18 protein-coding genes are annotated in these 23,068 nt (G+C 71.7%); 14 read left to right on the forward strand and 4 right to left on the reverse strand.

The window, feature by feature from the left end; all coding sequences use genetic code 11:
• Positions 1-3,216, forward strand: a 3,216-nt coding sequence (gene mfd, locus ACWCPY_RS35795; RefSeq protein ID WP_451272185.1) for a transcription-repair coupling factor, incomplete at its 5' end; no start/stop codon positions are given.
• A gap of 155 nt (positions 3,217-3,371) precedes the next feature.
• Here mfd and ACWCPY_RS35800 read toward each other — a convergent pair.
• Positions 3,372-3,773, reverse strand: coding sequence for an ATP-binding protein (locus tag ACWCPY_RS35800; protein ID WP_451272187.1), 402 nt, complete (start codon positions 3,771-3,773; stop codon positions 3,372-3,374).
• Between the two features lie 153 nt (positions 3,774-3,926).
• Here ACWCPY_RS35800 and ACWCPY_RS35805 point away from each other — a divergent pair, with 153 nt between their 5' ends.
• From ACWCPY_RS35805 to ACWCPY_RS35820, 4 genes are all read left to right on the forward strand, one after another.
• Complete coding sequence (locus tag ACWCPY_RS35805; RefSeq protein WP_451272189.1) at positions 3,927-4,469, forward strand: GntR family transcriptional regulator; 543 nt, start codon at positions 3,927-3,929, stop codon at positions 4,467-4,469.
• Positions 4,466-5,245 (forward strand): GntR family transcriptional regulator, encoded by a 780-nt coding sequence (locus tag ACWCPY_RS35810; RefSeq protein WP_451272191.1) that lies wholly within the window; start codon positions 4,466-4,468, stop codon positions 5,243-5,245. Before ACWCPY_RS35805 ends, ACWCPY_RS35810 begins: the two co-directional genes overlap by 4 nt.
• A 59-nt stretch (positions 5,246-5,304) precedes the next feature.
• A complete protein-coding gene (locus tag ACWCPY_RS35815) occupies positions 5,305-7,350 on the forward strand; it encodes an NACHT domain-containing protein (protein WP_451272193.1) in 2,046 nt (681 codons plus the stop codon).
• 104 nt (positions 7,351-7,454) lie between these two features.
• Entirely contained in the window at positions 7,455-8,219 is a 765-nt protein-coding gene (locus ACWCPY_RS35820; protein ID WP_451272195.1) for an HNH endonuclease family protein, read from the forward strand.
• 75 nt (positions 8,220-8,294) lie between these two features.
• Here ACWCPY_RS35820 and ACWCPY_RS35825 read toward each other — a convergent pair whose 3' ends face one another.
• Together ACWCPY_RS35825 and ACWCPY_RS35830 are read right to left on the reverse strand one after the other, a co-directional pair.
• The gene (locus ACWCPY_RS35825) at positions 8,295-8,996 is read right to left on the reverse strand and encodes a hypothetical protein (protein WP_451272197.1); all 702 of its coding nucleotides are present in this window, start codon (positions 8,994-8,996) and stop codon (positions 8,295-8,297) included.
• A gap of 72 nt (positions 8,997-9,068) precedes the next feature.
• Positions 9,069-9,923 carry a DUF4190 domain-containing protein gene (locus ACWCPY_RS35830; protein WP_451272199.1) on the reverse strand — a complete coding sequence of 285 codons (855 nt, stop codon included), beginning with the start codon at positions 9,921-9,923 and terminating at the stop codon, positions 9,069-9,071.
• A gap of 219 nt (positions 9,924-10,142) precedes the next feature.
• On the opposite strand from ACWCPY_RS35830, the gene ACWCPY_RS35835 reads away from it, so the two are divergent.
• From ACWCPY_RS35835 to ACWCPY_RS35845, 3 genes are all read left to right on the forward strand, one after another.
• Positions 10,143-12,236 carry an N-6 DNA methylase gene (locus tag ACWCPY_RS35835; RefSeq protein ID WP_451272201.1) on the forward strand — a complete coding sequence of 698 codons (2,094 nt, stop codon included), beginning with the start codon at positions 10,143-10,145 and terminating at the stop codon, positions 12,234-12,236.
• Positions 12,237-12,356: 120 nt separating this feature from the next.
• A complete protein-coding gene (locus tag ACWCPY_RS35840) occupies positions 12,357-13,055 on the forward strand; it encodes a hypothetical protein (protein ID WP_451272203.1) in 699 nt (232 codons plus the stop codon).
• Entirely contained in the window at positions 13,052-14,587 is a 1,536-nt protein-coding gene (locus ACWCPY_RS35845; RefSeq protein WP_451272205.1) for a protein kinase domain-containing protein, read from the forward strand. The genes ACWCPY_RS35840 and ACWCPY_RS35845 overlap by 4 nt, the downstream gene beginning before the upstream one ends.
• Positions 14,588-14,629: 42 nt before the next feature.
• Here the strand turns inward: ACWCPY_RS35845 and ACWCPY_RS35850 are convergent, their stop codons facing one another.
• Complete coding sequence (locus ACWCPY_RS35850) at positions 14,630-17,188, reverse strand: YfhO family protein (RefSeq protein WP_451272207.1); 2,559 nt, start codon at positions 17,186-17,188, stop codon at positions 14,630-14,632.
• A 123-nt stretch (positions 17,189-17,311) separates the two neighbouring features.
• On the opposite strand from ACWCPY_RS35850, the gene ACWCPY_RS35855 reads away from it, so the two are divergent.
• From ACWCPY_RS35855 to ACWCPY_RS35880, 6 genes are all read left to right on the forward strand, one after another.
• The gene (locus ACWCPY_RS35855; RefSeq protein WP_451272209.1) at positions 17,312-18,274 is read left to right on the forward strand and encodes a glycosyltransferase family 2 protein; all 963 of its coding nucleotides are present in this window, start codon (positions 17,312-17,314) and stop codon (positions 18,272-18,274) included.
• Complete coding sequence (locus ACWCPY_RS35860) at positions 18,271-18,672, forward strand: GtrA family protein (RefSeq protein WP_451272211.1); 402 nt, start codon at positions 18,271-18,273, stop codon at positions 18,670-18,672. Before ACWCPY_RS35855 ends, ACWCPY_RS35860 begins: the two co-directional genes overlap by 4 nt.
• Positions 18,673-18,810: 138 nt before the next feature.
• The gene (locus ACWCPY_RS35865) at positions 18,811-19,455 is read left to right on the forward strand and encodes a SurA N-terminal domain-containing protein (protein WP_451272213.1); all 645 of its coding nucleotides are present in this window, start codon (positions 18,811-18,813) and stop codon (positions 19,453-19,455) included.
• A 77-nt stretch (positions 19,456-19,532) separates the two neighbouring features.
• On the forward strand, positions 19,533-20,495 hold the full coding sequence (locus tag ACWCPY_RS35870; protein ID WP_451272215.1) for a nucleoside triphosphate pyrophosphohydrolase: 963 nt from the start codon (positions 19,533-19,535) through the stop codon (positions 20,493-20,495).
• 49 nt (positions 20,496-20,544) lie between these two features.
• Positions 20,545-21,858 (forward strand): cytochrome P450 family protein, encoded by a 1,314-nt coding sequence (locus ACWCPY_RS35875; RefSeq protein ID WP_451272217.1) that lies wholly within the window; start codon positions 20,545-20,547, stop codon positions 21,856-21,858.
• Between the two features lie 105 nt (positions 21,859-21,963).
• Positions 21,964-22,896 carry a transglycosylase family protein gene (locus ACWCPY_RS35880; protein ID WP_451272219.1) on the forward strand — a complete coding sequence of 311 codons (933 nt, stop codon included), beginning with the start codon at positions 21,964-21,966 and terminating at the stop codon, positions 22,894-22,896.
• Positions 22,897-23,068: the final 172 nt, after the last annotated feature.

The raw sequence follows: 23,068 nt of genomic DNA on the forward strand, positions 1-23,068 counted from the left end.
GCCGTGCTGCGGCGGCTGGCGCACCCGAGGGCGGACGACCCGGAGACCGGCCCGGTCTCCGTCGTCGTCGCGCCGATCCGTTCCGTGCTCCAGCCGCAGGTCAAGGGGCTCGGCGACCTGGAACCCGTAGCGCTGCGCAGCGGCCGGAGCGCCGATCTCGGCAAGACCGTCGACGCGCTCGCGGCGGCCGCGTACGCCCGGGTGGAACTGGTCGAGAAGCGTGGCGAGTTCGCCGTGCGCGGCGGCATCCTGGACGTCTTCCCGCCCACTGAGGAGCACCCCCTTCGGGTGGAATTCTGGGGCGACGACGTCGAGGAGATCCGCTACTTCAAGGTCGCCGACCAGCGGTCGCTGGAGGTCGCCGAGCACGGGCTGTGGGCGCCGCCCTGCCGCGAGCTGCTGCTCACCGACGAGGTGCGGGAGCGGGCCGCCGCCCTCGCCGAACAGCACCCGGAGCTGGGCGAGCTGCTCGGCAGGATCGCCGAGGGGATCGCGGTGGAGGGCATGGAGTCCCTCGCACCGGTCCTCGTCGACGACATGGAGCTGCTGCTCGACGTGCTGCCGAAGGGCTCGATGGCGCTGGTCTGCGACCCGGAGCGGGTCCGCACCAGGGCCGCCGACCTGGTCGCCACCAGCCAGGAGTTCCTCCAGGCCTCCTGGGCGGCCACCGCGGGCGGCGGGGAGGCCCCGATCGACGTCGGCGCGGCCTCGCTGTGGGGCATCGCGGACGTCCGGGACCGGGCCCGTGAGCTGGAGATGATGTGGTGGTCGGTCTCCCCGTTCGCCGCCGACGAGGTTGACGAGGACACCGACACGCTCAAGCTCGGCATGCACGCCCCGGAGGCGTACCGCGGCGACACCGCCCGCGCGTTCGCCGACACCAAGGGCCGGCTCGCCGAGGGCTGGCGCACGGTGTACGTCACCGAGGGCCAGGGCCTGGCCTCCCGCACCGTCGAGGTGCTGAGCGGTGAGGGCATCGCCGCCCGCCTCGACCCGGATCTGGCGGAGATCTCCCCGTCCGTCGTCCACGTCTCCTGCGGGGCCATCGACCACGGCTTCGTCGACCCGGCGCTGAAGCTCGCCGTGCTCACCGAGACGGACCTCACCGGCCAGCGCACCGCCACCAAGGACCTGGGCCGGATGCCGGCCCGCCGCCGCAAGACGATCGACCCGCTGACGCTGGAGACCGGCGACTACATCGTCCACGAACAGCACGGCGTGGGCCGCTATATCGAGATGGTGCAGCGCACCGTGCAGGGCGCCACCCGCGAGTACCTCCTCGTCGAGTACGCCCCCGCCAAGCGCGGCCAGCCCGGCGACCGCCTCTACATCCCGACCGACCAGCTGGAACAGGTCACCAAGTACGTCGGCGGCGAGGCGCCCACCCTGCACCGGCTCGGCGGCGCCGACTGGACGAAGACCAAGGCGCGCGCCAAGAAGGCCGTCAAGGAGATCGCCGCCGACCTGATCAAGCTCTACTCGGCCCGGATGGCGGCCCCCGGCCACACCTTCGGCCCCGACACCCCCTGGCAGCGCGAGCTGGAGGACGCCTTCCCGTACGCGGAGACGCCCGACCAGCTCTCCACCATCGCCGAGGTCAAGGAGGACATGGAGAAGTCGGTCCCGATGGACCGGCTGATCTGCGGCGACGTCGGCTACGGCAAGACGGAGATCGCGGTCCGGGCGGCGTTCAAGGCGGTCCAGGACGGCAAGCAGGTCGCCGTCCTCGTCCCCACCACCCTCCTGGTCCAGCAGCACTACGGCACGTTCACCGAGCGCTACTCCCAATTCCCGGTCAACGTAAGGGCGCTGAGCCGCTTCCAGTCCGAGTCCGAGTCCAAGGCGACCCTGGAAGGGCTCCGCGAGGGCTCCGTCGACCTGGTCATCGGCACCCACCGCCTCTTCTCCTCCGAGACGAGGTTCAAGGACCTGGGCCTGGTCATCGTCGACGAGGAGCAGCGCTTCGGCGTCGAGCACAAGGAGCAGCTGAAGAAGCTCCGCGCCAACGTGGACGTCCTCACCATGTCCGCGACGCCGATCCCCCGTACGCTCGAAATGGCCGTGACCGGCATCCGCGAGATGTCGACGATCACCACGCCGCCCGAGGAGCGCCACCCGGTCCTCACCTTCGTCGGCCCGTACGAGGAGAAGCAGATCGGCGCGGCCATCCGCCGCGAACTGCTCCGCGAGGGGCAGGCGTTCTACATCCACAACCGCGTCGAGTCGATCGACCGCGCCGCCGCCCGCCTCCGCGAGATCGTCCCGGAGGCCCGTATCGCGACGGCCCACGGCCAGATGTCCGAACAGGCCCTGGAACAGGTGGTGGTGGACTTCTGGGAGAAGAAGTTCGATGTCCTGGTCTCCACGACGATCGTCGAGTCCGGCATCGACATCTCCAACGCCAACACCCTGATCGTGGAGCGCGGCGACAACTTCGGCCTCTCCCAGCTCCACCAGCTGCGCGGCCGCGTCGGCCGGGGCCGCGAGCGCGGCTACGCGTACTTCCTCTACCCCCCGGAGAAGCCGCTCACCGAGACGGCCCACGAGCGCCTGGCCACGATCGCCCAGCACACCGAGATGGGCGCGGGCATGTACGTGGCGATGAAGGACCTGGAGATCCGCGGCGCCGGCAACCTCCTGGGCGGCGAGCAGTCCGGCCACATCGCGGGCGTCGGCTTCGACCTGTACGTCCGCATGGTGGGCGAGGCGGTCGCCGACTACCGGGCCTCCCTCGAAGGCGGCGTGGAGGAGGAGCCGCCCCTGGAGGTCAAGATCGAGCTCCCGGTCGACGCCCACGTCCCCCACGACTACGCCCCCGGCGAGCGGCTGCGCCTCCAGGCCTACCGCGCCATCGCCTCCGCCACCACGGAGGACGACATCAGGGCCGTCCGCGAGGAACTCACCGACCGCTACGGCAAGCTCCCCGAACCGGTCGAGAACCTCCTCCTGGTCGCCGGCCTGCGCATGCTGGCCCGCGCCTGCGGCGTCGGCGAGATCGTCCTCCAGGGCCCGAATATCCGGTTCGCCCCGGTGGAACTGCGCGAATCGCAGGAGCTCCGCCTCAAGCGCCTCTACCCGAGGACGGTCATCAAGCCGGCCGTCCACCAGATCCTGGTCCCCCGCCCCACCACGGGCAGGGTCGGCGGCAAGCCGGTCGTGGGGCGTGAACTGCTTGCGTGGACGGGGGAGTTCCTGACGACGATTCTGGGGTCGTAACATGCCTCGGCCCCGCCACACGCACGGCGGGGCCGAGGTTCCTTCTGTGTTCTCCGCGGTGTGATCTCAAGTGCCGCGTGGGCGAGCGGCATGAACAGGCACGTCCCGGCGAGGCGGACCGCATGGGACCCGGGGCTGTCGCGCGGGGCGGCCTTTCACCGGGCGTGGGGCGTAGCGGGCATCTTGAGTGTGAGCCATACGGTCTTGCCGACGATGTGATCGTCCACCCCGAAATCGTCGGCGAGTTCGTTCACGAGGTGTAATCCACGCCCCGAGCACGCCTCATGGTCGGGGTGGCGGAGCACCGGCTGTCCGGGGCCGCTGTCGCGAACCTCCAGCCGTACCGACTTCTCGCCCTGGCGGAGGCCGACGCAGAACTCGCGCCCGGGTGGCACACCGTGCAGCAGCGCGTTGGTGGCGAGCTCCGAGACGCACAGCGCTATGTCCTCGATCAGGGGGTGGAGCTCCCACTCGGAGAGGACGCCGGTGACGAAGTCGCGTGAAGCACCGACAGAGGTGCGTCTGCGGGGGAATCGCCGTTGCTGCGACAGGGGCATGATGGCTCACCGCCTTGCTCACGGTACGTGACGTGTCGATGACTGTACTGCTATTCACGAAAAGCGGCAAGGTGGCTCTGTGGTGGCCCGCCCGGGTCACCTACGGTGTGATGCGGCAGGTTGGTGCGGGCATCGGGTGCGGAGGAGAAGGACATGGATACCGGCGAATGGGTCAGCACCTCGGTGCCGTACCTCGTCCCGCCTTCCGGGGCCCGGGGCGACGCGTGGGCCGAGGAGGCCGCGGCGGAGGGCCGTCGGGGGAGTCAGCGCATCGTCCGGGCCGGCGAGGTGGCCGCGCCGGAGGAGGTCGCCGAACTGCTGGGGGTACCGGTCGGTCAGCCGGTCGTCGCCCGCCGCCGGGTCATGTACCTCGACGACGAGCCCTGCGAGTTGACGGATACGTATTACCCCTTGGACATCGCGGGTGGCACCGCGCTGGCGGGGGCAGCAAAGATCCGGGGCGGGGCGATCAGGCTCCTGGCGGAGCTGGGTCACGCGGGCGTGCGGGTGCGCGAGGACGTGACTGCGCGATCGGCGACCGACCATGAACGGGAACAGCTGCGACTGGCGTCCGGCGAGCCCGTACTGCAACTGACCCGGGTCACGCTGGATGATGCGGACCGGCCCATTCAGGTCGATGTGATGGCCATGCCCCCGCGACGCCAGAAGTTGCGGTACGAGATCAGGATCGGATGACCATGCTCAGAGCCGAAGTGGATGCCGCCGACCGCCGTTCGCTGCACGAGCGGATCGCGGCGGATCTTCGCGACGAGATCATGTCCGGGGATCTGGCGCCGGGAGCCGGTCTTCCCTCCACCGCGCAACTCAAGGAGCGGTTCTCGGCTTCGAATGCCACTGTGCAGAAGGCGTTGCAACTCCTCAAGGGCGAAGGACTGGTCATTGGGCGTCCAGGCGCATCGGTGACGGTCCGCGAGCACCGGCAGCGGACGATACGTCCGGCCGCGTACATGGCCCCGGCGGCCTCCGGCGAGCCCTACCGTTGGCTGAGCGAAGCGGCGAACTCGGGTGCACGCGCCCACAGCACGCTGATCGAGGTGGCCGAGGAGACGCCTCCGGCAGACATCGCTGCGGCGCTGGGCCTTCAGCCGGGTGGCGCTGCGGTCCTCCGGCGCCAGTTGTTGTCGATCGACGATGAGCCGGCGGAACTCGTCACCTCCTACTACCCGTTGTACATCGCCCACGGCACCGCCCTCACCGAACGACGCAGAATCGCCGGTGGCACGCCCACCCTCCTCGCGGCACTGGGCTATCCACCCCGGGTCAGCGTGGACCGGGTGTCCGCGCGTGTCGCCACCCAGGATCAGTACCGATTGCTCCGACTCCCCGGCGACCTGCCCGTGCTGCGCACCTTGCGCGTCGTCCACAGCGATGACGACCGGCCCGTCGAAGCGACGGTGATGGTCAAGGCGGGCCATCTGTACGAGGTGCAGTACGAGTTCACCCCCGAGTGAGGAATACCTTGCGGCTTCGCCCGGCCGGTCTGTCGGAGCCGTAGGGCAGGATGCGGTGAATGGAACGGGGCACGGAGAACAGAACCCGCAATCGCTGGATCGCGGTCACGTGCGTGCTGCTGGCCTGTTGCCTGCTGTATGCCGTGCGCCCGGGGCAGGGTGCGGAAAGCCTGCCGGACCGCGTGGGTGTTGTCGGGATGCTGCTCACGGCTTTGACGTTGGTCGCGACCGCGTTCGGGGTGTGGGCGACGCAGCGGGCCGGCACGGTGGTGGACGATGTGGTCGCGGCGCGGCAACTGAGCCGGGCCGTGGCGCTGGCGGAGCCGATGTCGCCACGGGTGCTGGGCGGGGACCGGGTCGTCGCGGACGTCACCTACAGGTTCCGCCCGTACGCGCACGCCAGGGGAGCGGCCCTGCCCTTGGCGCCGGCCGGACGACTGGGCGGTCTGGTCGCGGACTACCAGGCACTCAGACCTCGGCGCCTGGTGATCACCGGCCAGCCGGGAGCCGGTAAGTCGGTGCTGGCCCGTTCCTTCGTGGCGGAACTCAACAGGAGCAGAGCGGATGGCGACCCGGTCCCGGTGCTGATCGCGCTCGGTGACTGGGAGCGGGAGGAAGGCTTCCGTGACTGGGTCGTCAGACATCTGGTGCGCGACTACGGCAGATCGTGGAAGCGTGCGCGTCAACTCGTGGACGCGGGGCTGGTGCTCCCGGTCATCGACGGTCTGGACGAAATGGACCGGGCGGAAGTCCCGCTCGCGGAGTCACGGGCCCAGGGCGCGCTGGATGTTCTGGCCGGTTATCAGGAGGGCTTGGAACCCGCACCGCTCGTCCTGACGTGCCGGACGGATCTCTATGACGCGCTCGAAGCTTCCGGAAGGCCGATGCTGGACGCGGCACGGGTCGAGATCGACCCGGTGAGTGCCGAGGCGGCGGCGGCATTCCTGTCGCGGCGCGCGGGGGCGGCCTACCGGCAGGCCGTATGGGCCCCGGTCCTGGACGAGTTGCGTGGCCGCCCTCAGGGCATGCTGGCCCGTTCACTCTCCACGCCGTGGCGATTGGTGCTCGTGGCCACGGCGTACAAGCAGGCCAATGACCCCGGCGAACTCCTGACGTGCACCACGCGGGAGGAAGTGGGCGACACGCTTCTCGGTCATTTCGTCCCGTCGTCCGTCCGCGCTGCGACGGGAACACGGAGCCGGTACGCGCCTGAGGATGTGCACGCGTGGCTGGGCACCCTCGCGTGTGATCTCCAGGAGCGGGGCGGTGGGACGGATCTTGTGCTGCCCGAACTCGCACGTTCCCCGGGGGCCGTGTGGGCAAGGCGGTTGTACGCCGTTCTGGTCGGGGTCCTCGCGCTCGCCCCGGTTGTGATTCTGATGTCCGATGGGGACACGGATGCAGTGATGTGGGGCCTGTCCGCTTTCCTTGCCGTTCTGGGGGCCGCAGGGTTGCGGTATCTGCGTTTCGGCGGGACCGGTCTGTGGGGGCGCGCCGACTTCGCTCTGCCTCCGTGGGGCAGTCCTCTGTGGCGGGTGGGGGCGCGGCTGGCGTGGAGCGGACGCGGCCGCTGGGCGGTATGCGTCGCGGCACTCTGGCCCGTCCTTGTCCTGTGGAGGGTCGCAGCACCTCAACGATTCGGTGGCGTCGAGAACGTGCCGATGACAGCGGCGATGCTGTTCACGCCCGCGCTGTTCTTCGTCCTCCTCACCGCCCACTTCCTCGGTTCAGCGGCGGTGGGGCCGTCCGGCTGGCCGCGCACAGGCGCTTTTTTCGCCCTGATCGTCCTGTGGCCCGCGGCCATCATGGTGCTCCTCAGCCGTTCCGCGGGCCTCGGGCCGACCACCGACCTCCTGGTCCTCACCATGTTCGGGTCGCTCTACTGTGCGTTGGGCGGTCCCATGGCCATGTACACATGCTGGCTGCTGATCAACTGCCGGCGCCTTCCGTTCCGCCTGAGCCGCTTTCTGGAGTGGTCCCGGACGGTGGGCCTGGTCCGGGTGACCGGTGCCGCCTACCAGTTCCGGCATCGCGAGTTCCAGGAGTGGCTCACGCGCCACCCCGTTCCGGCCCGCCCGGCGCCGACCGCTCATCCGCCGGTGTGATTCCGGCCGCATCGGGGTGGTGACGTGCTCATGAACGACCGTCGGCGGGGAAGACATCCGTACGATTCCCTGGTTCGACTTTCTCCCCGTCAGGACGGCTTCGCGTGATAGCTCCCCGTGTGTACCAAGTGGCCCTGCCCGCCCTCAGTGTGGCGGCGGTGCTGGCCCTGGCCGGCTGCGACCCCGAGCAGCCGTCGCGCTCCGAGGGAGGCGGTGGCGGACAGGCCGTCACCGGCTTCGGCGCCAGCCCACTGGACAACGCCGACGGTACGAAGCCGGGGCTCGCGCCGCTCACCTCCGAGGCGGACCGGGCGGCGGGGCGGAAGGTCATCGAGAAGGTGGCGACGAAGGGCCGGGGGCCGAAGACGGGTTACGCGCGGGACAAGTTCGGCTACGCGTGGAAGGACTCGGTCGACGGGATACCGCTCGCGAGGAACGGCTGCGACACCCGTAACGACCTCCTCGCCAGGGACGGCAAGGACGTGAAGTTCCGGTCCGGTTCGGACTGCGTGGTCGTGTCGATGACCCTCAAGGACCCGTACACCGGCTCCACCATCGACTGGCGCAAGCAGCAGGCCACCAAGGTCCAGATCGACCACGTCATGCCGCTCTCGTACGACTGGCAGATGGGCGCCTCGCGCTGGAACGAGGCCAAGCGGCAGCAGATCGCCAACGACCCGCTCAACCTCATCCCGGTGGACGGGCCGGCCAACAACGCCAAGCGCGACTCGGGGCCGGCTTCCTGGCTGCCGCCGTACAAGCCGGTCCGCTGCTCGTACGCGGTGCGGTTCGCGCAGGTGTCCCTGAAGTACGGACTGCCGGTCACCGCCGCCGACAAGACGGCGATGCTGGAGCAGTGCGGCGGTTGAGCGCAGGGGCGGGGCGGCAGTACGCAGAACCCGCCCCGGGGCGGGGCGGGTTCCGGTACCCGGTGGTCCGGGGTCTCAGGTCTTCGGCGCGTTCACTGTGAACGGCTGGTCGAATGCGGAGAATTCGACGGTCACGGGGGCGGTGCCGCCTCCCGTGCCGTCGAGCGGGAGGCGCAGCTTCAGCAGGAAGGGCTTGCCGGTGGTGGCGATGTCCGCCGTCCACTTCCCGTCGGCCGCCTCGCCGGTGACGGTCAGGGCGGGGGTGCCGGAGCCGGGTGCCGTCGTCCGTTCCCTGCGGGCCGTTCCGGTCTTCGGCGCGAGGAGGCCGAGGAAGGTCTCCCGGTCGCAGTAGCGTTCGGCCGGCTTCGCGTGCCGGTCTGCGGCGGTGGGCCTCACCCAGTGGCCGGCGGGGCCGGTGGCGGCGGTGGCCCGCAGCATCGCGGCGTCCGACCGGGTGTGGACCGTGCCGCCCGTCCGTACCAGCTCCATGGTGCCCGCCGCGCCCATGGAGAGCGTGACCGTGCACTCACCCCTGATGTCCGTGGCGACGTATGCCTCGACCGGGCCCTCGGGGGAGCTCGTCTCCACCGTCATGCGCAGTGACTTGGCGGCGCGGGTTGCCGCGAGGGCCTTGTTGACGGCCTCGGGGGCGGTCAGCCGGGCGTAGGGGGCGGTGGTGTCGGGTGCGTCGTCCGGCAGCATGCCGCAGGCCGTCGCGAGGGCGAGGGCGGTCGCGGCACTCAGGGTCGCTGCCGAGGCGCGGGCGAGGAGGCGCATGGTGGTCGGCTCCGGTCTCTCCGGTTCGTTCTGTACGGTCCCGTTTCGTTCCGGCCGGTCCCAGGGGGACGGTCAGAGCTTCAGGTCCCACTGCGAGGCGTCGTACGTGAAGCCGGGGTTGACCTCGACCGTCAGGTTCTCGGCGTCCGCCGGGGCGTCGAAGGCGAACTGGACCGTGACCTTCTTGCCCGGCAGGACCGTGCCGCTGAAGCCCGCACCGACCTTGTTGTCGAAGATCTGCTCGGCGTCCACACCGCCCTGGCCGGCCCGTGCCGAGACGCTGACGAGCGCGGAGTCGAACTTCTCCTTGCCCGCGTTCTCGATGACGACGGCGACCCGGTATGCCTTCTTGCCCTTGGTGTGTCCGGCGGCGTAGGCGTCCGGGGTGTACGAGGTGGCGTCGCCGACCGTGACCGTCAGATCGTCGTCGTACACGGCCGAGTCACCGGCCTCCAGCGCCTCGCCGGTCTCCTTCTTCTTGTCCGCGTCGCCCTTCTTGTCCGCGCCCCCGCCCTTGGCGGAGTCCCCGCCGGGCTTCGGCTTCGCGGAGGCCGTGGTGTCCGACACCGCCTTGTTGAGGTCGTTCACGGCGTCGTCCACGGCCTTGAACGTGATCACCGCACCCACCACCGCGAGGATCAGCGAGATCAGACCGAGCACGGCGCCGAAGGTGGTCATCCCCTTGTTGGTGGCCTCGCCGCGCTTCGCACGGCCCCGACCGGCCAGGCCCAGGACCAGGGCGATGAGGCCGAGGACGCCGGCCATCCAGAACAGGAAGGGGATCAGGCCGGACACGGCGCCGATGACACCCAGGACGAGAGCGGCGATGCCCAGTCCGTTGCGAGCCGGGCGCATGCCCGGCATCTGGGCGGGAGCGTACGGCTGCTGGGGCTGCGGGGACTGTGGCGGCTGCGTGAACTGGGACATGGCTGTGCCCTCCGGCGAAAGCGGGGATGAGTGGTGAGCGGATCCGTACATCGCTGTCGTGCAGCGACGAGTCAATAAGACCAGAGCGTGTGAACCGAGTCAACACGATTCACGTGGGATGGGTTGATGCACACTGTGAATCGATGTCGTGTGAACCGGGTCGGTATGCTCGCCGACAAGCCAGTACCGGGACGAGCGCCAGGACCAGGGAGACAGTCAGTGCCGGAGAACTCGACAGAGGTGACCGCGGCCGGGATCGCACGGCTGGCGGGCGTGGGGCGCGCCGCGGTCAGCAACTGGCGCCGCCGCCACGCCGACTTCCCCAAGCCCGTCGGCGGCACCGAGACGAGCCCCTCCTTCGCCCTGTCCGAGGTCGAACAGTGGCTCCGCGACCAGGGGAAACTCGCCGAGGTCCCGCTGCGCGAACGGGTCTGGCAGCAGCTCGCGGGCCACCCCGCCGGCGCCGTCCCCGCCCTGGTCCACACCGGCTGCGCCCTGCTGCTCCTGCGGACCGCCCCCCGCACCTGGCCGGAGATCACCGCCGTGCCGGACGAAGGGATGGCCGGCGTGCTCTCCCTCGCCGTCGACAAGGTGCTCACCACCCGTTTCGGACCGGCGGCGGAAGCCGGGCGGGCCGTTCACGCCCCGAGCCCCGCCGAACTGCTCCCGTCCGTCCCGCTGCTCCGCGCCGCCGCCGAACTCGCCGCCGGGACCGGGATCCAGGAGACCTTCGAGTTCCTGCTCGGCCGTCAGCTGGACGCCAACCCGCGCCAGTACACCCTCACCCCGCCCGGACTCGCCGAACTGATGGCCGCCCTGGTGGAGACGGGGGAACGGCCCGCCCGCACGGTCCTCGACCCGGCCGCGGGCACCGGCGCCCTGCTGCGCGCCGTCGACAGCCCGGCCGCCCTGTACGCCCAGGAGAGCGACCCCGACCTCGCCGCGCTCACCGCGCTGCGACTCGCCCTGCACACCGACACCGGCTGCGCCCTGGCGGCACGGACCGGCGACACCCTGCGCGCGGACGCCTTTCCGCAGCTCGCCGCCGACGCCGTGCTCTGCCACCCGCCGTTCAACGAACGCAACTGGGGCCACGACGAACTCGCCTACGACCCGCGCTGGGAGTACGGCTTCCCGGCCCGTACCGAATCCGAACTCGCCTGGGTCCAGCACGCCCTGGCCCATCTGCGCGAGGGCGGCACCGCCGTACTCCTGATGCCCCCGGCCGCCGCCTCCCGCCGCTCCGGCCGCCGGATCCGCGCCGATCTGCTGCGCCGCGGCGCCCTGCGCGCCGTCATCGCGCTCCCGGCCGGCGCCGCACCCCCGTACGGCATCCCGCTCCACCTCTGGGTGCTCCGCAAGCCCGGCAGCGGCCTGCACCCCTCGCCCGAACTGCTGCTCGTCGACACCGCCGAACCCGCCGAATCGCCTTCGGCGGGCCCGGCTCCGGCCGCCCCCGCCGGCGGGCGCGACCGGATCGACTGGCAGGCGGTGCACGGCGCCGTGCTCGACGCCTGGAAGTCCTTCGAGGACCCCGGCCACCCGGCGGCGGCCCGCCCCGGCGCAGGCCGCGCCGTACCCGTCATCGAACTCCTCGACGACGACGTGGACCTGGCCCCCGCCCGCCATCTGCCGCCGCCGGCCGCCGCGGGCGGACCCGCCGAGCTGATCCGCGTACGGGAACGGCTCACCGAGACGCTCGGTCTCACCGGCACCCTCACCCCCTCGGCCGTGCCCCCCTCCGAACCGGCGCACTGGCCGCTCACCACCGTCGGCGAACTCGCCCGCGCCGGTGCCCTCCAGCTCCGCACCGGCGGCTCCGGCACCGGCCCGGGGCCCGTCCTCACCGAACACGACGTCCTCGCCTCCACCGCCCCTTCGGGAAGCCTGCCCGTCGACGGGCCCGCCGAGGAGCCCGTCCTCGTCGAACCGGGCGACGTCGTCGTCCCCGTGCTCGGCGGCGGCTCCGTCGCCCGGGTCGTCGACGACGCCACCGCGGGCGCCGCGCTGGGCCGCAACCTCCAGCTGCTGCGCCCCGATCCGGCCGCCCTCGACCCCTGGTTCCTGGCCGGCTTCCTGCGCGGCACCGCCAACAACCGCCAGGCCAGCAGCTACGCCTCCACCGCCACCCGGCTGGACGCCCGCCGCCTCCAACTGCCTCGGCTGCCGCTCGCCGAGCAGCAGCGCTACGGTCAACGGTTCCGCGCGCTGGCCGAGTTCGAGGACGCCCTGAGGCTGACCGGCCGGCTCGGCGGACAGCTCGTCCAGGGGATGTACGACGGGCTGACGGACGGCACGGTCGCGCCGGGGTGAGGTGAACCACAGCGGATCCGTACAACCCGGGGCCGGTTGTCGGTGTCGCCCTTTACGCTCAGGTCTGCGTGCGCGGAGCGTGTGCGCGGATGTTCAACGACCAGGTCTCCAGGAGCAGCCATGTACGCCCCGGGTCATCCGCCGACGCCGCCGCGCCGGGTTCCCAGCCGGGCCTGGATCGTCTCGATGCGCGTGCTCTTCGTCGCGCTCTCGGTGTGCTCGATCGGGATCCTGCTGTGGAGCCCGCTGCTCCGGCTCGCGATCGTGCGCCGCCGGGCGTCCGACTGGTGGCTGACCGGGGCCGGGTTCGTCTTCGTCTGCGTGCTCCTGCCCATCCTCGGCCGGGACGGCAGCGACGAGCCGACCGGCATCGACAACGTCCTCATCCCGCTGCTGCTGGTGACGATGGCGGGCTCGATCGCGTACTACCTGGTCGGGGACGTCCGCCACTACGAACGGCTCTCGAAGCAGCACCGGACGGGCGGCTACGGGGCCCCGGTGCCGGGATACGGCAACGGATACGGCCATGGGTACGGCTACGCGCCCACGGTGCCGATGCGGACGTCCGGCCCCGGCACCGGCCCCGCGCCCCTGCCCTCGCCCGCCCCCGCGCCGCCGATACAACCGGCACAGCAGCCACAGCCTTCACCCCAGCCACAGCCTTCACCCCAGCCACAGCCTTCACCCCGGCCACAACCGCACCACCAACCCCAATCCCACCCCCAGCCCCAGCCCCACCCCCAGAGCCACCGCATCGACCAGGTCCGCGCCGAGCTCGACGAGCTGAGCGACTACCTCCGCAAGGAGGAGGGCTGGTGAGCGGGCGACTCATCGGCGGGCGGTACCAACTGGCGACCATCCTCGGCCAGGGCGGCATGGGCCAGGTCTGGACGGCCTACGACCAGCGCCTGGACCGCCGCGTCGCGGTGAAGCTGCTCCGCCCCGACCGGGTCACCGGCCCCATCGGCAGCGAGGCCGCGGGCGAGTTGCGCCGCCGTTTCGTCCGCGAGTGCCGGGTCACCGCCCAGGTCGACCACCCGGGCCTGGTCACCGTCCACGACGCGGGCAGCGACGGCGAGGACCTGTTCCTCGTCATGCAGTACGTCGAGGGCGCCGACCTCTCCGACCACCTCGCCGAGCACGACCCGTACCCCTGGCAGTGGTCCGTCGCGGTCGCCGCCCAGCTCTGCGCCGTCCTGTGTGCCGTGCACGCGGTGCCGATCGTCCACCGCGACCTCAAGCCACGCAATGTGATGGTGCGCCCGGACGGCACCGTCACCGTGCTCGATCTCGGCGTCGCCTCCGTCCTGGACACCGACACCACCCGGCTCACCCACACCGGTTCACCCATCGGCTCCCCGGCCTACATGGCCCCCGAGCAGGCGATGGGCGGCGCCGTCGGCCCGTACACGGATCTGTACGCCCTCGGCGTGCTCCTCCACGAACTGCTCAGCGGCGAGGTGCCGTTCGCCGGGTCCACCGCCCTCGGGGTGCTGCACCGCCACCTCTACGAGCCGCCGGTCCCGGTCCGCCGGATCAGGCCCGACATCCCCGAGCCGCTCGAAGCGCTGGTGCTGCGGCTGCTGGCCAAGGACCCGCAGCACCGCCCGTCCGGCGCCCAGGAGGTGTACGAACACCTCGCCCCACTGCTCCCCTCGCCGGGCACCGGGCTCTCCGTCGGACCGCTCGACCCGACCCGCCCGTTCCTGCGCCCGCACGCCCCGTGGCCCGACCGGGCCGCCGCCCCGCCCCCGCCGCCGGCGCCGCCCGCCCCCGCGGTCCGGCCCGATGTGGCAGCCGCCGTCGACGACGTCAAGAAGCTGCTCGGCGAGGGCCGGATCACCCAGGCCGTGGACATCCTCGGCTCGATCCTCCCGGTCGCCGCCGAACAGCACGGCGAGGACTCCGCCGTGGTCCGCATCCTGCGCAAGCAGTACGCGGCGACGCTGATGGACGACGGCCAGTACCGCCGCGCCCTGCCCGAGCTGCGCCGCCTCGCCGACGACCGCGCGGCGGAGGCCGGCCCGGCCGACGCGCAGACGCTCCAGTTCCGCTACGACGCGGCCCAGTGCCTGGAACAGCTCGGCGAACCGGCCGCCGCGCTCGCGGAGTACCGCGCGGTGCTCCCGTACTACGAGAACCACCGCGGCACGGGCGGCGACCCGGCCCGCTCCTTCGAGATCCGCAACCGCGTGGCGCACCTGCTGCTCGCGCTCGGCGACCATGTGACGGCCCGCGTACAGCTCCAGGCGCTGCTGTACGACGCCGAGCGGGCCTACGGGCCCCACCACCCGCTGCCGGTGGAGCTGCGCCGCCGGCTCGACCGCCAGGTGGAGGTGCGGGGCGGCTGACCACCGACCCGGGGGGGCAGACCTCCTGCCCCCCGGCACCGGTCAGGCGTCCACGGGCTCCGGCGTACCGGCGTGCTGCGGCGCGCGGTCGGGGCCGGGCCGCCCGGCCGCCGCGCCCCGTCGCCGCCGGTACGTGAGCACCGCGCCGCCGAGCACGAGGACGGCCAGTGCGCCCGCCCCGGCCACCGCGCCCGCCCGCAGACCCGGAGGCCGGAACGTGCAGTCGACCGCCGTGCCGTCGGCCGGGGCCGGGGTGGCGACCAGGCCCAGATAGCTGTCCGCGGGGCGGCCCTGGCAGCGCCAGCCCGCGATCCGGGGCGCGGCGATCACGACCGTTCCGGTGGTGCCGGGCGGCAGTTCGGCCCGCACGCCGTGGCCGGTGACGTGGACGGCGGTCGCGCCGGTGCGCTTCAGCCCGGCGACCGCCGAGGCCAGCCGGGACCGGTCCAGACAGCCGATCGCCCGGTGCGGCACGGTCCCGGCGCGCACCGGGGTCAGCGTGACCCGCACGCTCCCGGCCGTGCCGACCTCGCCCAGGTGGTGCATCGCGGCCCGCCTGGCCGGCAGCTGCCCCTTGAACTCGACCTCCGGGCCCTCGCCGAGCCGTGCCCGGCCGAACATGTCGGGCGACCACAGATACGCCTCGCTGCCCGCCGGGCAGGCGGCGGTCAGCGTGTAGGCGCCGCGCCCCACCCGGTAGTCGTACGCCCCCCTGTCGGTCACCGCGACGCCGTCCGCCGACCGCAGCGCCGTCGCCGGGACCGTGTAGACCCGCGAGCCGAGCAGCTGCTCCTGGTTCCGGAACGGCGAACGGCCGTACGGCACCGGCCCGCCCGCCCCTCGCACCGTCACCAGCGGCGGCACCTCGGCACGGCCGACCGTCACGGGCCGGTCGTCCGTGCCGCCCATGCCCGTGCGCCCGGCCCCCTGGTGCGGGTCGCGCGGCCCGCGTACCCGGGCGCCCACCGAGAAGACCGCGTCCGTGACCGGGTTGTCGAGGCTCTGCACGGCCCGGCCGTTCGACGTCCACCCGCCGCCGAGCGCACGCATCGTGCGGGTCAGCACGGCGGGCGTATGGCTGCTGTAGTACGCGCCGCCCTGCCCGCCCACCAGCAGCGGATCGTTCGCGGTGGTCTGCTCCCGGCCGGGATCCGTGCGGTAGTCCGGCCAGCCGTCGGCGCCCGCGACCACGGCCGCCCGGGTCCGCTGCCGTTCGCCCCAGGGCGCGTAGTCGTCGAGCCGGTTCAGCCGCTCCCGGTCGAAGTACGCGGTGGCCGCGGCGGCCTGCCCGGCCTGCGCGCCGATCAGCAGCACGGCGGCCAGCGCCGCGAACCGCCGCCCCCGCCCGACCAGCACCAGAGCGCAGACCGCGGCCACCAGCCCCACCCCGAACAGCGGATACGTCCACCCGGTGACCAGGTCGCTGAAACCGGCCCCGGCCGCGAGCAGCACCAGGACCGCGCCCCCGCCGAGCAGCGCCCGCCGTTCCGGCCAGCCGTACGAGACCGAGATCCAGGCGGCGATCACCACCAGCCCGGCCAGCACGAACGTCTGCCGGTACGGGCTGCCGTTGGGCGTGGCGAAGGCGTGCCACAGCAGATGGGTCGGCTCCCACTGCAACGACAGCGCGACCCCGGCCACCAGCCCCGCCCACGCCCACCGCTCGCGCCCCGGCACGGAGCGCTGGAAGGCCAGCGCGCAGGCCAGCAGCAGGGTGCCGGTGCCGAGGAAGAGGGCCGGGGTGAAGAAGCTGTACGTGGCGGGCAGCAGCCGGGCGAGCACATCGGGCCAGGCGGCGGGCGCGAACGCACGGTCCCAGCCCGGGTAGGCATGCTTGGTGCCCAGGTAGACGGGGAGCAGGACGGGCGCCGAGAGCCCGATCCCCACCCCGACCGTGCAGACGGCCCGCACCAGCGCCCGGACCACCGCGCGCCGGTCGTCCCGCCCGGTGAAGAGCCGGACGCCCAGCACCAGGGCGGCACCGAGCGTCGCCATGTACGCCGTGTAGAAGTTCGCCGCCCACACCACCGCGACGAGCAGCGGCCCGGCGATCCGGTGCCGTCCCGCACGGGCCCACTCGGCGACCAGGCAGAGCAGCGGCAGGGCGACCAGCCCGTCCAGCCACATCGGGTTGTACGAGGCCTCGGCGACCGACCAGCCGCACAGCGCGTACGAGGCGCCGAGCACCCCGGCCGCCCACGGGCGTCCGCCGCGCAGCGTCAGCAGGAACAGGGCCATCAGCGCCGCCGCCGACGCCATCTTCAGGACCGTGACCACATAGACCGCGAGATCGATCCGCTCGCGCGGGAAGACGCCGACGAGCAGGGCGAACGGACTGGTCAGATAGGTGCCGAGATCCGGCAGGAAGCTCGTCCCGTACCCGGAGGACCAGTTGAGCAGCAGCCCGCCGTCGGCGTTTCCGTGCAGCAGGTCCCACAGCCGGGCGTGGAACGGCACGAACTGATTGCCCAGGTCGTTGACGCTGCGCGTGTGCGGCCCGAACGGGAAGACGCGCGCCACGGCGTCACCGGCGCAGACTGCGGCGACGGTGAGCAGCGCGGCGAGCGAGCCCGCGCACAGGCGGGGACGGGAAGTCGGCATACGCAGGAATATGCCAGCTTCGAACGCTCAAACCCGTGTGGGAATAGGTCAGTTCACGTAATGGACGCCCATCGGCCACGTGTTGCATCGGGTTCCGACATCTGGCCGCGCTGATGTACTTCCGTGCTGATCTCGCTGGTGGTGCCTTGTTTCAACGAGGAAGAGATCCTCGAACGTTTCCATGAACGCGTCACGGACGAAATGACCGGGCTCGGACATGAATTCCAGCTGGTGTTCGTCGACGACGGCAGCGCGGACCGGACCCTGGTGATCCTCCAGGAGCTGGCTGCCGCCGACCCGCGGGTCCGCTATGTCTCCTTCAGCCGCAACTTCGGCAAGGAGGCCGCCATGCTGGCCGGTCTCCAGCACGCCGAGGGCGACGCCGTGGTCATCATGGACGCCGACCTGCAGCACCCGCCCGAGCTCGTGGGCCGGATGCTCCAGGAGCACGCGCGGGGCCACGACCAGGTGATCGCCCGCCGCACCCGCAAGGGCGACCGCGTCACCCGCACCCTCAGCGCCCGCGCCTACTACTGGCTGATCAACCGCCTGGTGGACGTGGAACTGGTCGACGGCGTCGGGGACTTCCGGCTGCTGTCCCGCCGCACCGTCGACGCCGTACTGGAACTCACCGAATACAACCGGTTCTCCAAGGGCCTTTTCGCCTGGGTGGGATTCCGTACGACGACCTTCAGCTACGAGAATGCCGTCCGCGAACAGGGCAGTTCCGCCTGGACCTTCGGAAAGCTGCTCAATTACGGTCTCGACGGGCTGCTGTCCTTCAACAACAAGCCGCTGCGCGCCGCGCTCTACCTGGGCATGCTGCTGCTGTCCGTGGCCTTCGCCTATGCGGCGTGGATCGTCGGTGTCGCCCTGGTGCAGGGAGTGGAAACCCCCGGTTACGTCACCCTTGTCGTCGTGGTCACCGCGCTCGCCGGCGTCCAGATGGTGATGGTCGGGGTGGTCGGCGAGTACGTCGGCCGTATCTACTACGAGGTGAAGAGGCGCCCGCACTTCCTGGTGAAGGCCACGAACACCGAAGCGCCGCAGAGGACACGAGAGCCCCAGGAGTTCGTACGCCGATGACGGTCACGGCACAGATGGCCCGATTCGCCCTCGTGGGAGTGGTGAACACCGGCACGTACTACGGCTGTTACCTCGTCCTGCTGACGCGGCTGCCCTACATCGCCGCGCATGTGATCGCCTTCGCGCTGAGCATGACCGGCTCCTTCTTCCTGAACTGCTGGTTCACCTACCGGACCCGTCCCACCCTGCGGAAGTTCCTGCTCTTCCCGCTCACCAACGCGGCCAACTTCGTCATCACGACCGGCGGTGTCTATCTGCTGGTCGACCTCGCCGGGTTCAGCAGCCGGTACGCGCCACTGGTCGCGGCCGCCGCGGCCATCCCCATCACCTTCGTGGTCTCGCGCACGATCATGCTGCGGCCGGACGCCCCGGCCCCGTCGGCCGAACGCGTCCCCTGAGCGGCCCGGACCGGCCCCACATCCCCAACTCCTCCCGAATCGTTGGTCGAATCGGTGGCCCCGGCCACGTCCACTGCCTAACATCGATCACCGCAAGGTCTTGTGCACTGATGCACAAAGTCTCCCCGGGAGGTTCCTTTGCACCGCCGCCGTCGCACCGCGCTCACCGTCTCCGCCGCCCTGCTCGCCGGCGCCCCACTCCTGACCGCCTGCGGCAGCGAGGCCCACCCGGGCGCCGCGGCCGTCGTCGGCGGGGACCGGATCGAGGTCTCCGCACTGCAGAGCCAGGTGGCGTCCGTACGCGAGGCCCAGAGCGATTCGAGGGACGCCTCCCAGCTCATCGACAAATCCGGGCAGCTCAGCCGCGCCAAGCTGCACAGCATGATCTTCGACCGGGTCGTGGACCGGGCCGCGCGGGACGCGGGCGTGAGCGTCAGCCGCAGCGAGATTCAGCAGATGCGCAAGGCCGCGGCGGCGCAGACCGGCGGGGAGGCGGGGCTGCGGACGGCGATGCTCCAGCAGAGCTGGGTGGCCCCCGACCAGATCAATGCCGTCCTGCGCGAGCAGGTCCAGCTGACGAAGCTGGCCCAGGCGCTCGGCGCCGACCTGCAGCAGCCCGCCGGTCAGCAGGCCGTCGGCGAGGCGCTCAGCAAGGCGTCGAAGGCACTGCGCGTCGACGTCAATCCGCGCTACGGCGCCTGGGACGACAAGCAGACCCAGCTCGCCGACTACAAGGCCCCCTGGATCAACCGGGTCACCAAGCCGGCCGGCGCGAACACCTAGGGTCTCCCGTCCGGATCAGGCCGGGGCCTGACCGGCCGCGGCACGGGCGGCGGGAACGACCGGGGTAGATTCGAACGGTGAACGCTGAAGACCCCGGCCGTATCGTTCTGCTCACCGCCAGCCACCGTGTCGCGCCCGGACTCCTGTCCTGGCCCGCATGGCAGGCGTTGCACGCCGCCGACCGGGTGCTCTGCGCCGAGCCGGACCACCCGCAGCTGCCGTATCTCCGTGAGGCGGGCGTCACCGTCGAGCACTCCGCGCCCACCGCGCAGGAGCTCGTCGACGCCTGTGCGGGCGGCCGGTCCGTCGTCGTCCTCGTGGGCGGCGAGGGCGACCGGGCGCTGACCGACGGTCTGGCGGGGCTCGCCGGTTCGGGCCGGGTGCGGATGCCGGACCTGGAGCTGCTGCCCGGTTCGTACGACCTGCCGGGCGCCCGGCTCCTCGATCTGGTCCAGATCATGGACCGGATCAGGATCGAATGCCCGTGGACCTCGCAGAAGACCCACAAGGGCCTCGCCAAGTACGCCATCGAGGAGGCGTACGAGCTCGTCGAGGCGATCGAGGACGGCGACCGCGACGAACTGCGCGAGGAGCTCGGTGACGTACTCCTCCAGGTCGTCTTCCACGCCAGGATCGCCGAGGAGGACGAGCAGGAGCCGTTCTCCGTGGACGACGTGGCCGCCACCCTCGTCGAGAAGCTGATCCACCGCCACCCGCACGTCTTCGGCGACGAGAGCGCCGAGACCCCGGAGGACGTCCACGCGCACTGGCTGCGCACCAAGGCCATCGAGAAGCAGCGCGACTCGGTCACCGACGGAGTCCCGCTCGGCCAGCCCGGCCTGGCGCTGGCGGCGAAGCTGGCCGGCCGGGTCCGTACCGCGGGGCTCGACGTGCCGCTCCCCACCGGCGACGGCATCGGCTACGAGCTCCTCGCCCTCGCCGTACGCGCCGAGCAGGACGGCATCGACCCCGAAGCCGCGCTGCGGGCCGCGGGCCGCGCCTACCGGGACGCCATCAGAGCGGCGGAGGACAACGCCTAGCGCCGCAGGGCGCCGGAGGGCCTTCGGGGGCAGCCGATAACGTCGGGGGGTGAACCACAGCCCCGCCGACCGCCCCGCCGATCAGCCCGCCGCCTGCCCCGCCGGCGCACCCGAACTCTTCACCTGGGAGTTCGCCACCGACCCGTACCCGGCGTACGCCTGGCTGCGCGAGCACAGCCCCGTGCACCGGACCGCGCTGCCCAGCGGCGTCGAGGCCTGGCTGGTGACCCGGTACGCGGACGCGCGGCAGGCGCTCGCCGACTCCCGGCTCTCCAAGAACCCGGCGCACCACGCCGAGCCGGCGCACGCCAGGGGGAAGACGGGCATTCCGGGGGAGCGCAAGGCGGAGCTGATGACGCATCTGCTGAACATCGACCCGCCGGACCACACCCGGCTGCGCCGCCTCGTCTCCAAGGCGTTCACCCCGCGCCGGGTCGCCGAGTTCGCACCGCGCGTACAGGAACTGACGGACCGCCTCATCGACCGCTTCGTCGCGGAGGGCAAGGCGGACCTCATCCACGACTTCGCCTTCCCGCTCCCCATCTACGCGATCTGTGATCTGCTCGGCGTCCCGCCCGAGGACCAGGACGACTTCCGGGACTGGGCGGGCATGATGATCCGCCACGGCGGCGGCCCGCGCGGCGGGGTGGCCCGGTCGGTGAAGAAGATGCGCGGCTACCTCGCCGAACTCATCCACCGCAAGCGGGAGAACCCCGGGGACGACCTGATCTCCGGGCTGATCCGGGCCAGCGACCACGGCGAGCACCTCACCGAGAACGAGGCCGCGGCCATGGCCTTCATCCTGCTCTTCGCCGGATTCGAGACCACGGTCAACCTCATCGGCAACGGGGTCTACGCCCTGCTGCGCAACCCCGGGCAGCGCCGGCGGCTCCAGCTCTCCCTGGACGCGGGGGAGAGCGGGCTGCTGGAGACCGGGATCGAGGAGCTGCTGCGGTACGACGGTCCGGTGGAGCTGGCCACCTGGCGGTTCGCCACGGAGCCGCTGGCGCTCGGCGGGCAGGACATCGCGGCCGGGGACCCCGTGCTCGTGGTGCTCGCCGCGGCCGACCGCGACCCGGAGCGCTTCGAGGACCCCGACACGCTCGACCTCGCGCGGCGTGACAATCAGCACCTCGGATACGGGCACGGGATCCACTACTGCCTGGGCGCGCCGCTCGCCCGGCTGGAGGGACAGACCGCGCTCGCCACGCTCCTGACCCGCCTTCCGGACCTGCGGCTTGCGGTGGAACCTGCCGATTTGCGGTGGCGTGGCGGGCTCATCATGCGTGGACTTCGCACGCTTCCGGTGGAGTTCACGCCGGGGGCCGCGCATGCCGGAAGTGACATCCCGTCAACTCTGTGACTTTCGCGTGATCTGCGCTGCATCGACTTGTGACGCGCGTTCGAGTCCCGCTAGGTTCACCGTTCGACTCACCAGTCACACGTCAGTCACACGGAAGGCAACCCCATGGGCTCCGCGAACGGCAGACACCGTCGCCCCCGTCAGGCACCCGCCATCGTCGTCGCCGCGGGCGTGACCGGATCGGCCATCGCCATCCCGCTGCTCGGCGCGGCCGGTGCGCACGCGGCCGACGCGACGACCTGGGACCGGGTGGCCGAGTGCGAGAGCGGCGGTGCGTGGAGCGCCGACTACAGGAACGGCTACTACGGCGGCCTGCAGTTCTCGCCGGAGATCTGGAAGGCGTACGGCGGTGAGGCGTACGCGGAGCGCGCCGACCTCGCCAGCCGGGCGCAGCAGATAGAGGTGGCCGAGAAGGTTCTGGAGGACCGGGGGCCGAAGGCATGGCCCAGCTGTGCGGTCATCTCCGGCCTCGCGGTGGACGGGGTGCTGCCGGGGGTCGACCCGGGCTCCGTCCCCGCCGAGGACCCGGCCGGGAGCGCGAAGCCGGCTGACGGGGCGTCGGCGGACCCGTCCGACGACGCCACGCCGTCCACGAGCCCCTCGGACGGTACGGGCGGCTCGGACGGCTCGCAGGGGGCCGGCAAGCCGTCGGGGAAGACCTCGCCGTCCCCGAAGTCCTCCGGTTCGACCACTCCGTCCCCCGGCGCCCCCCGTGACACGCCCGGCTCGTCCAGTGGCGTGGGCGGCAAGCACCGTGGCGCGCCGGCCGCCGAGGGGAGCCGCGGCACGGACGGCGGCGACCGCGAGTCGGGCCGGCACGCCTCCCGCGGCGGCAGCGACGCGCGCGACACGGCCGAGCCGACGGCTGACGGCACGTACACCGTCCGCCCCGGCGACAACCTCTGGTCGATTGCTGACGCACAGAAGGTTCCCGGTGGCTGGCCCGCGCTCTACGAGGCCAACAAGGGTGCCGTCGGCTCCGACCCGGACCTCATCCTCCCTGGCCAGAGCCTCGATCTCGATGTGAAGGACCAGTGAAGGCAGTCTGATAATCGACTAAAAACACCTCGAAAATCGGGGTAGTTCAGGGACCTATGTCCACTTATGCGTAAGTGAGACATGGGTCTCTTTGCGTCAACTGGCGTGTCGCGCCTGGGGGCCCCTTCCGCATCGCGTCCCACCTGCGGAAACGACGGTTCTTCAGATGCAA

Source organism: Streptomyces sp. NPDC002403 (assembly GCF_053593015.1).

Coding starts and splice junctions, on each gene's coding strand:
- ACWCPY_RS35800 (WP_451272187.1), bottom strand. CDS start 3,773: ATGCCCCTGTCGCAGCAACGGCGATTCCCCCGCAGACGCACCTCTGTC.
- ACWCPY_RS35805 (WP_451272189.1), top strand. CDS start 3,927: ATGGATACCGGCGAATGGGTCAGCACCTCGGTGCCGTACCTCGTCCCG.
- ACWCPY_RS35810 (WP_451272191.1), top strand. CDS start 4,466: ATGACCATGCTCAGAGCCGAAGTGGATGCCGCCGACCGCCGTTCGCTG.
- ACWCPY_RS35815 (WP_451272193.1), top strand. CDS start 5,305: ATGGAACGGGGCACGGAGAACAGAACCCGCAATCGCTGGATCGCGGTC.
- ACWCPY_RS35825 (WP_451272197.1), bottom strand. CDS start 8,996: ATGCGCCTCCTCGCCCGCGCCTCGGCAGCGACCCTGAGTGCCGCGACC.
- ACWCPY_RS35830 (WP_451272199.1), bottom strand. CDS start 9,923: ATGTCCCAGTTCACGCAGCCGCCACAGTCCCCGCAGCCCCAGCAGCCG.
- ACWCPY_RS35840 (WP_451272203.1), top strand. CDS start 12,357: ATGTACGCCCCGGGTCATCCGCCGACGCCGCCGCGCCGGGTTCCCAGC.
- ACWCPY_RS35850 (WP_451272207.1), bottom strand. CDS start 17,188: ATGCCGACTTCCCGTCCCCGCCTGTGCGCGGGCTCGCTCGCCGCGCTG.
- ACWCPY_RS35860 (WP_451272211.1), top strand. CDS start 18,271: ATGACGGTCACGGCACAGATGGCCCGATTCGCCCTCGTGGGAGTGGTG.
- ACWCPY_RS35880 (WP_451272219.1), top strand. CDS start 21,964: ATGGGCTCCGCGAACGGCAGACACCGTCGCCCCCGTCAGGCACCCGCC.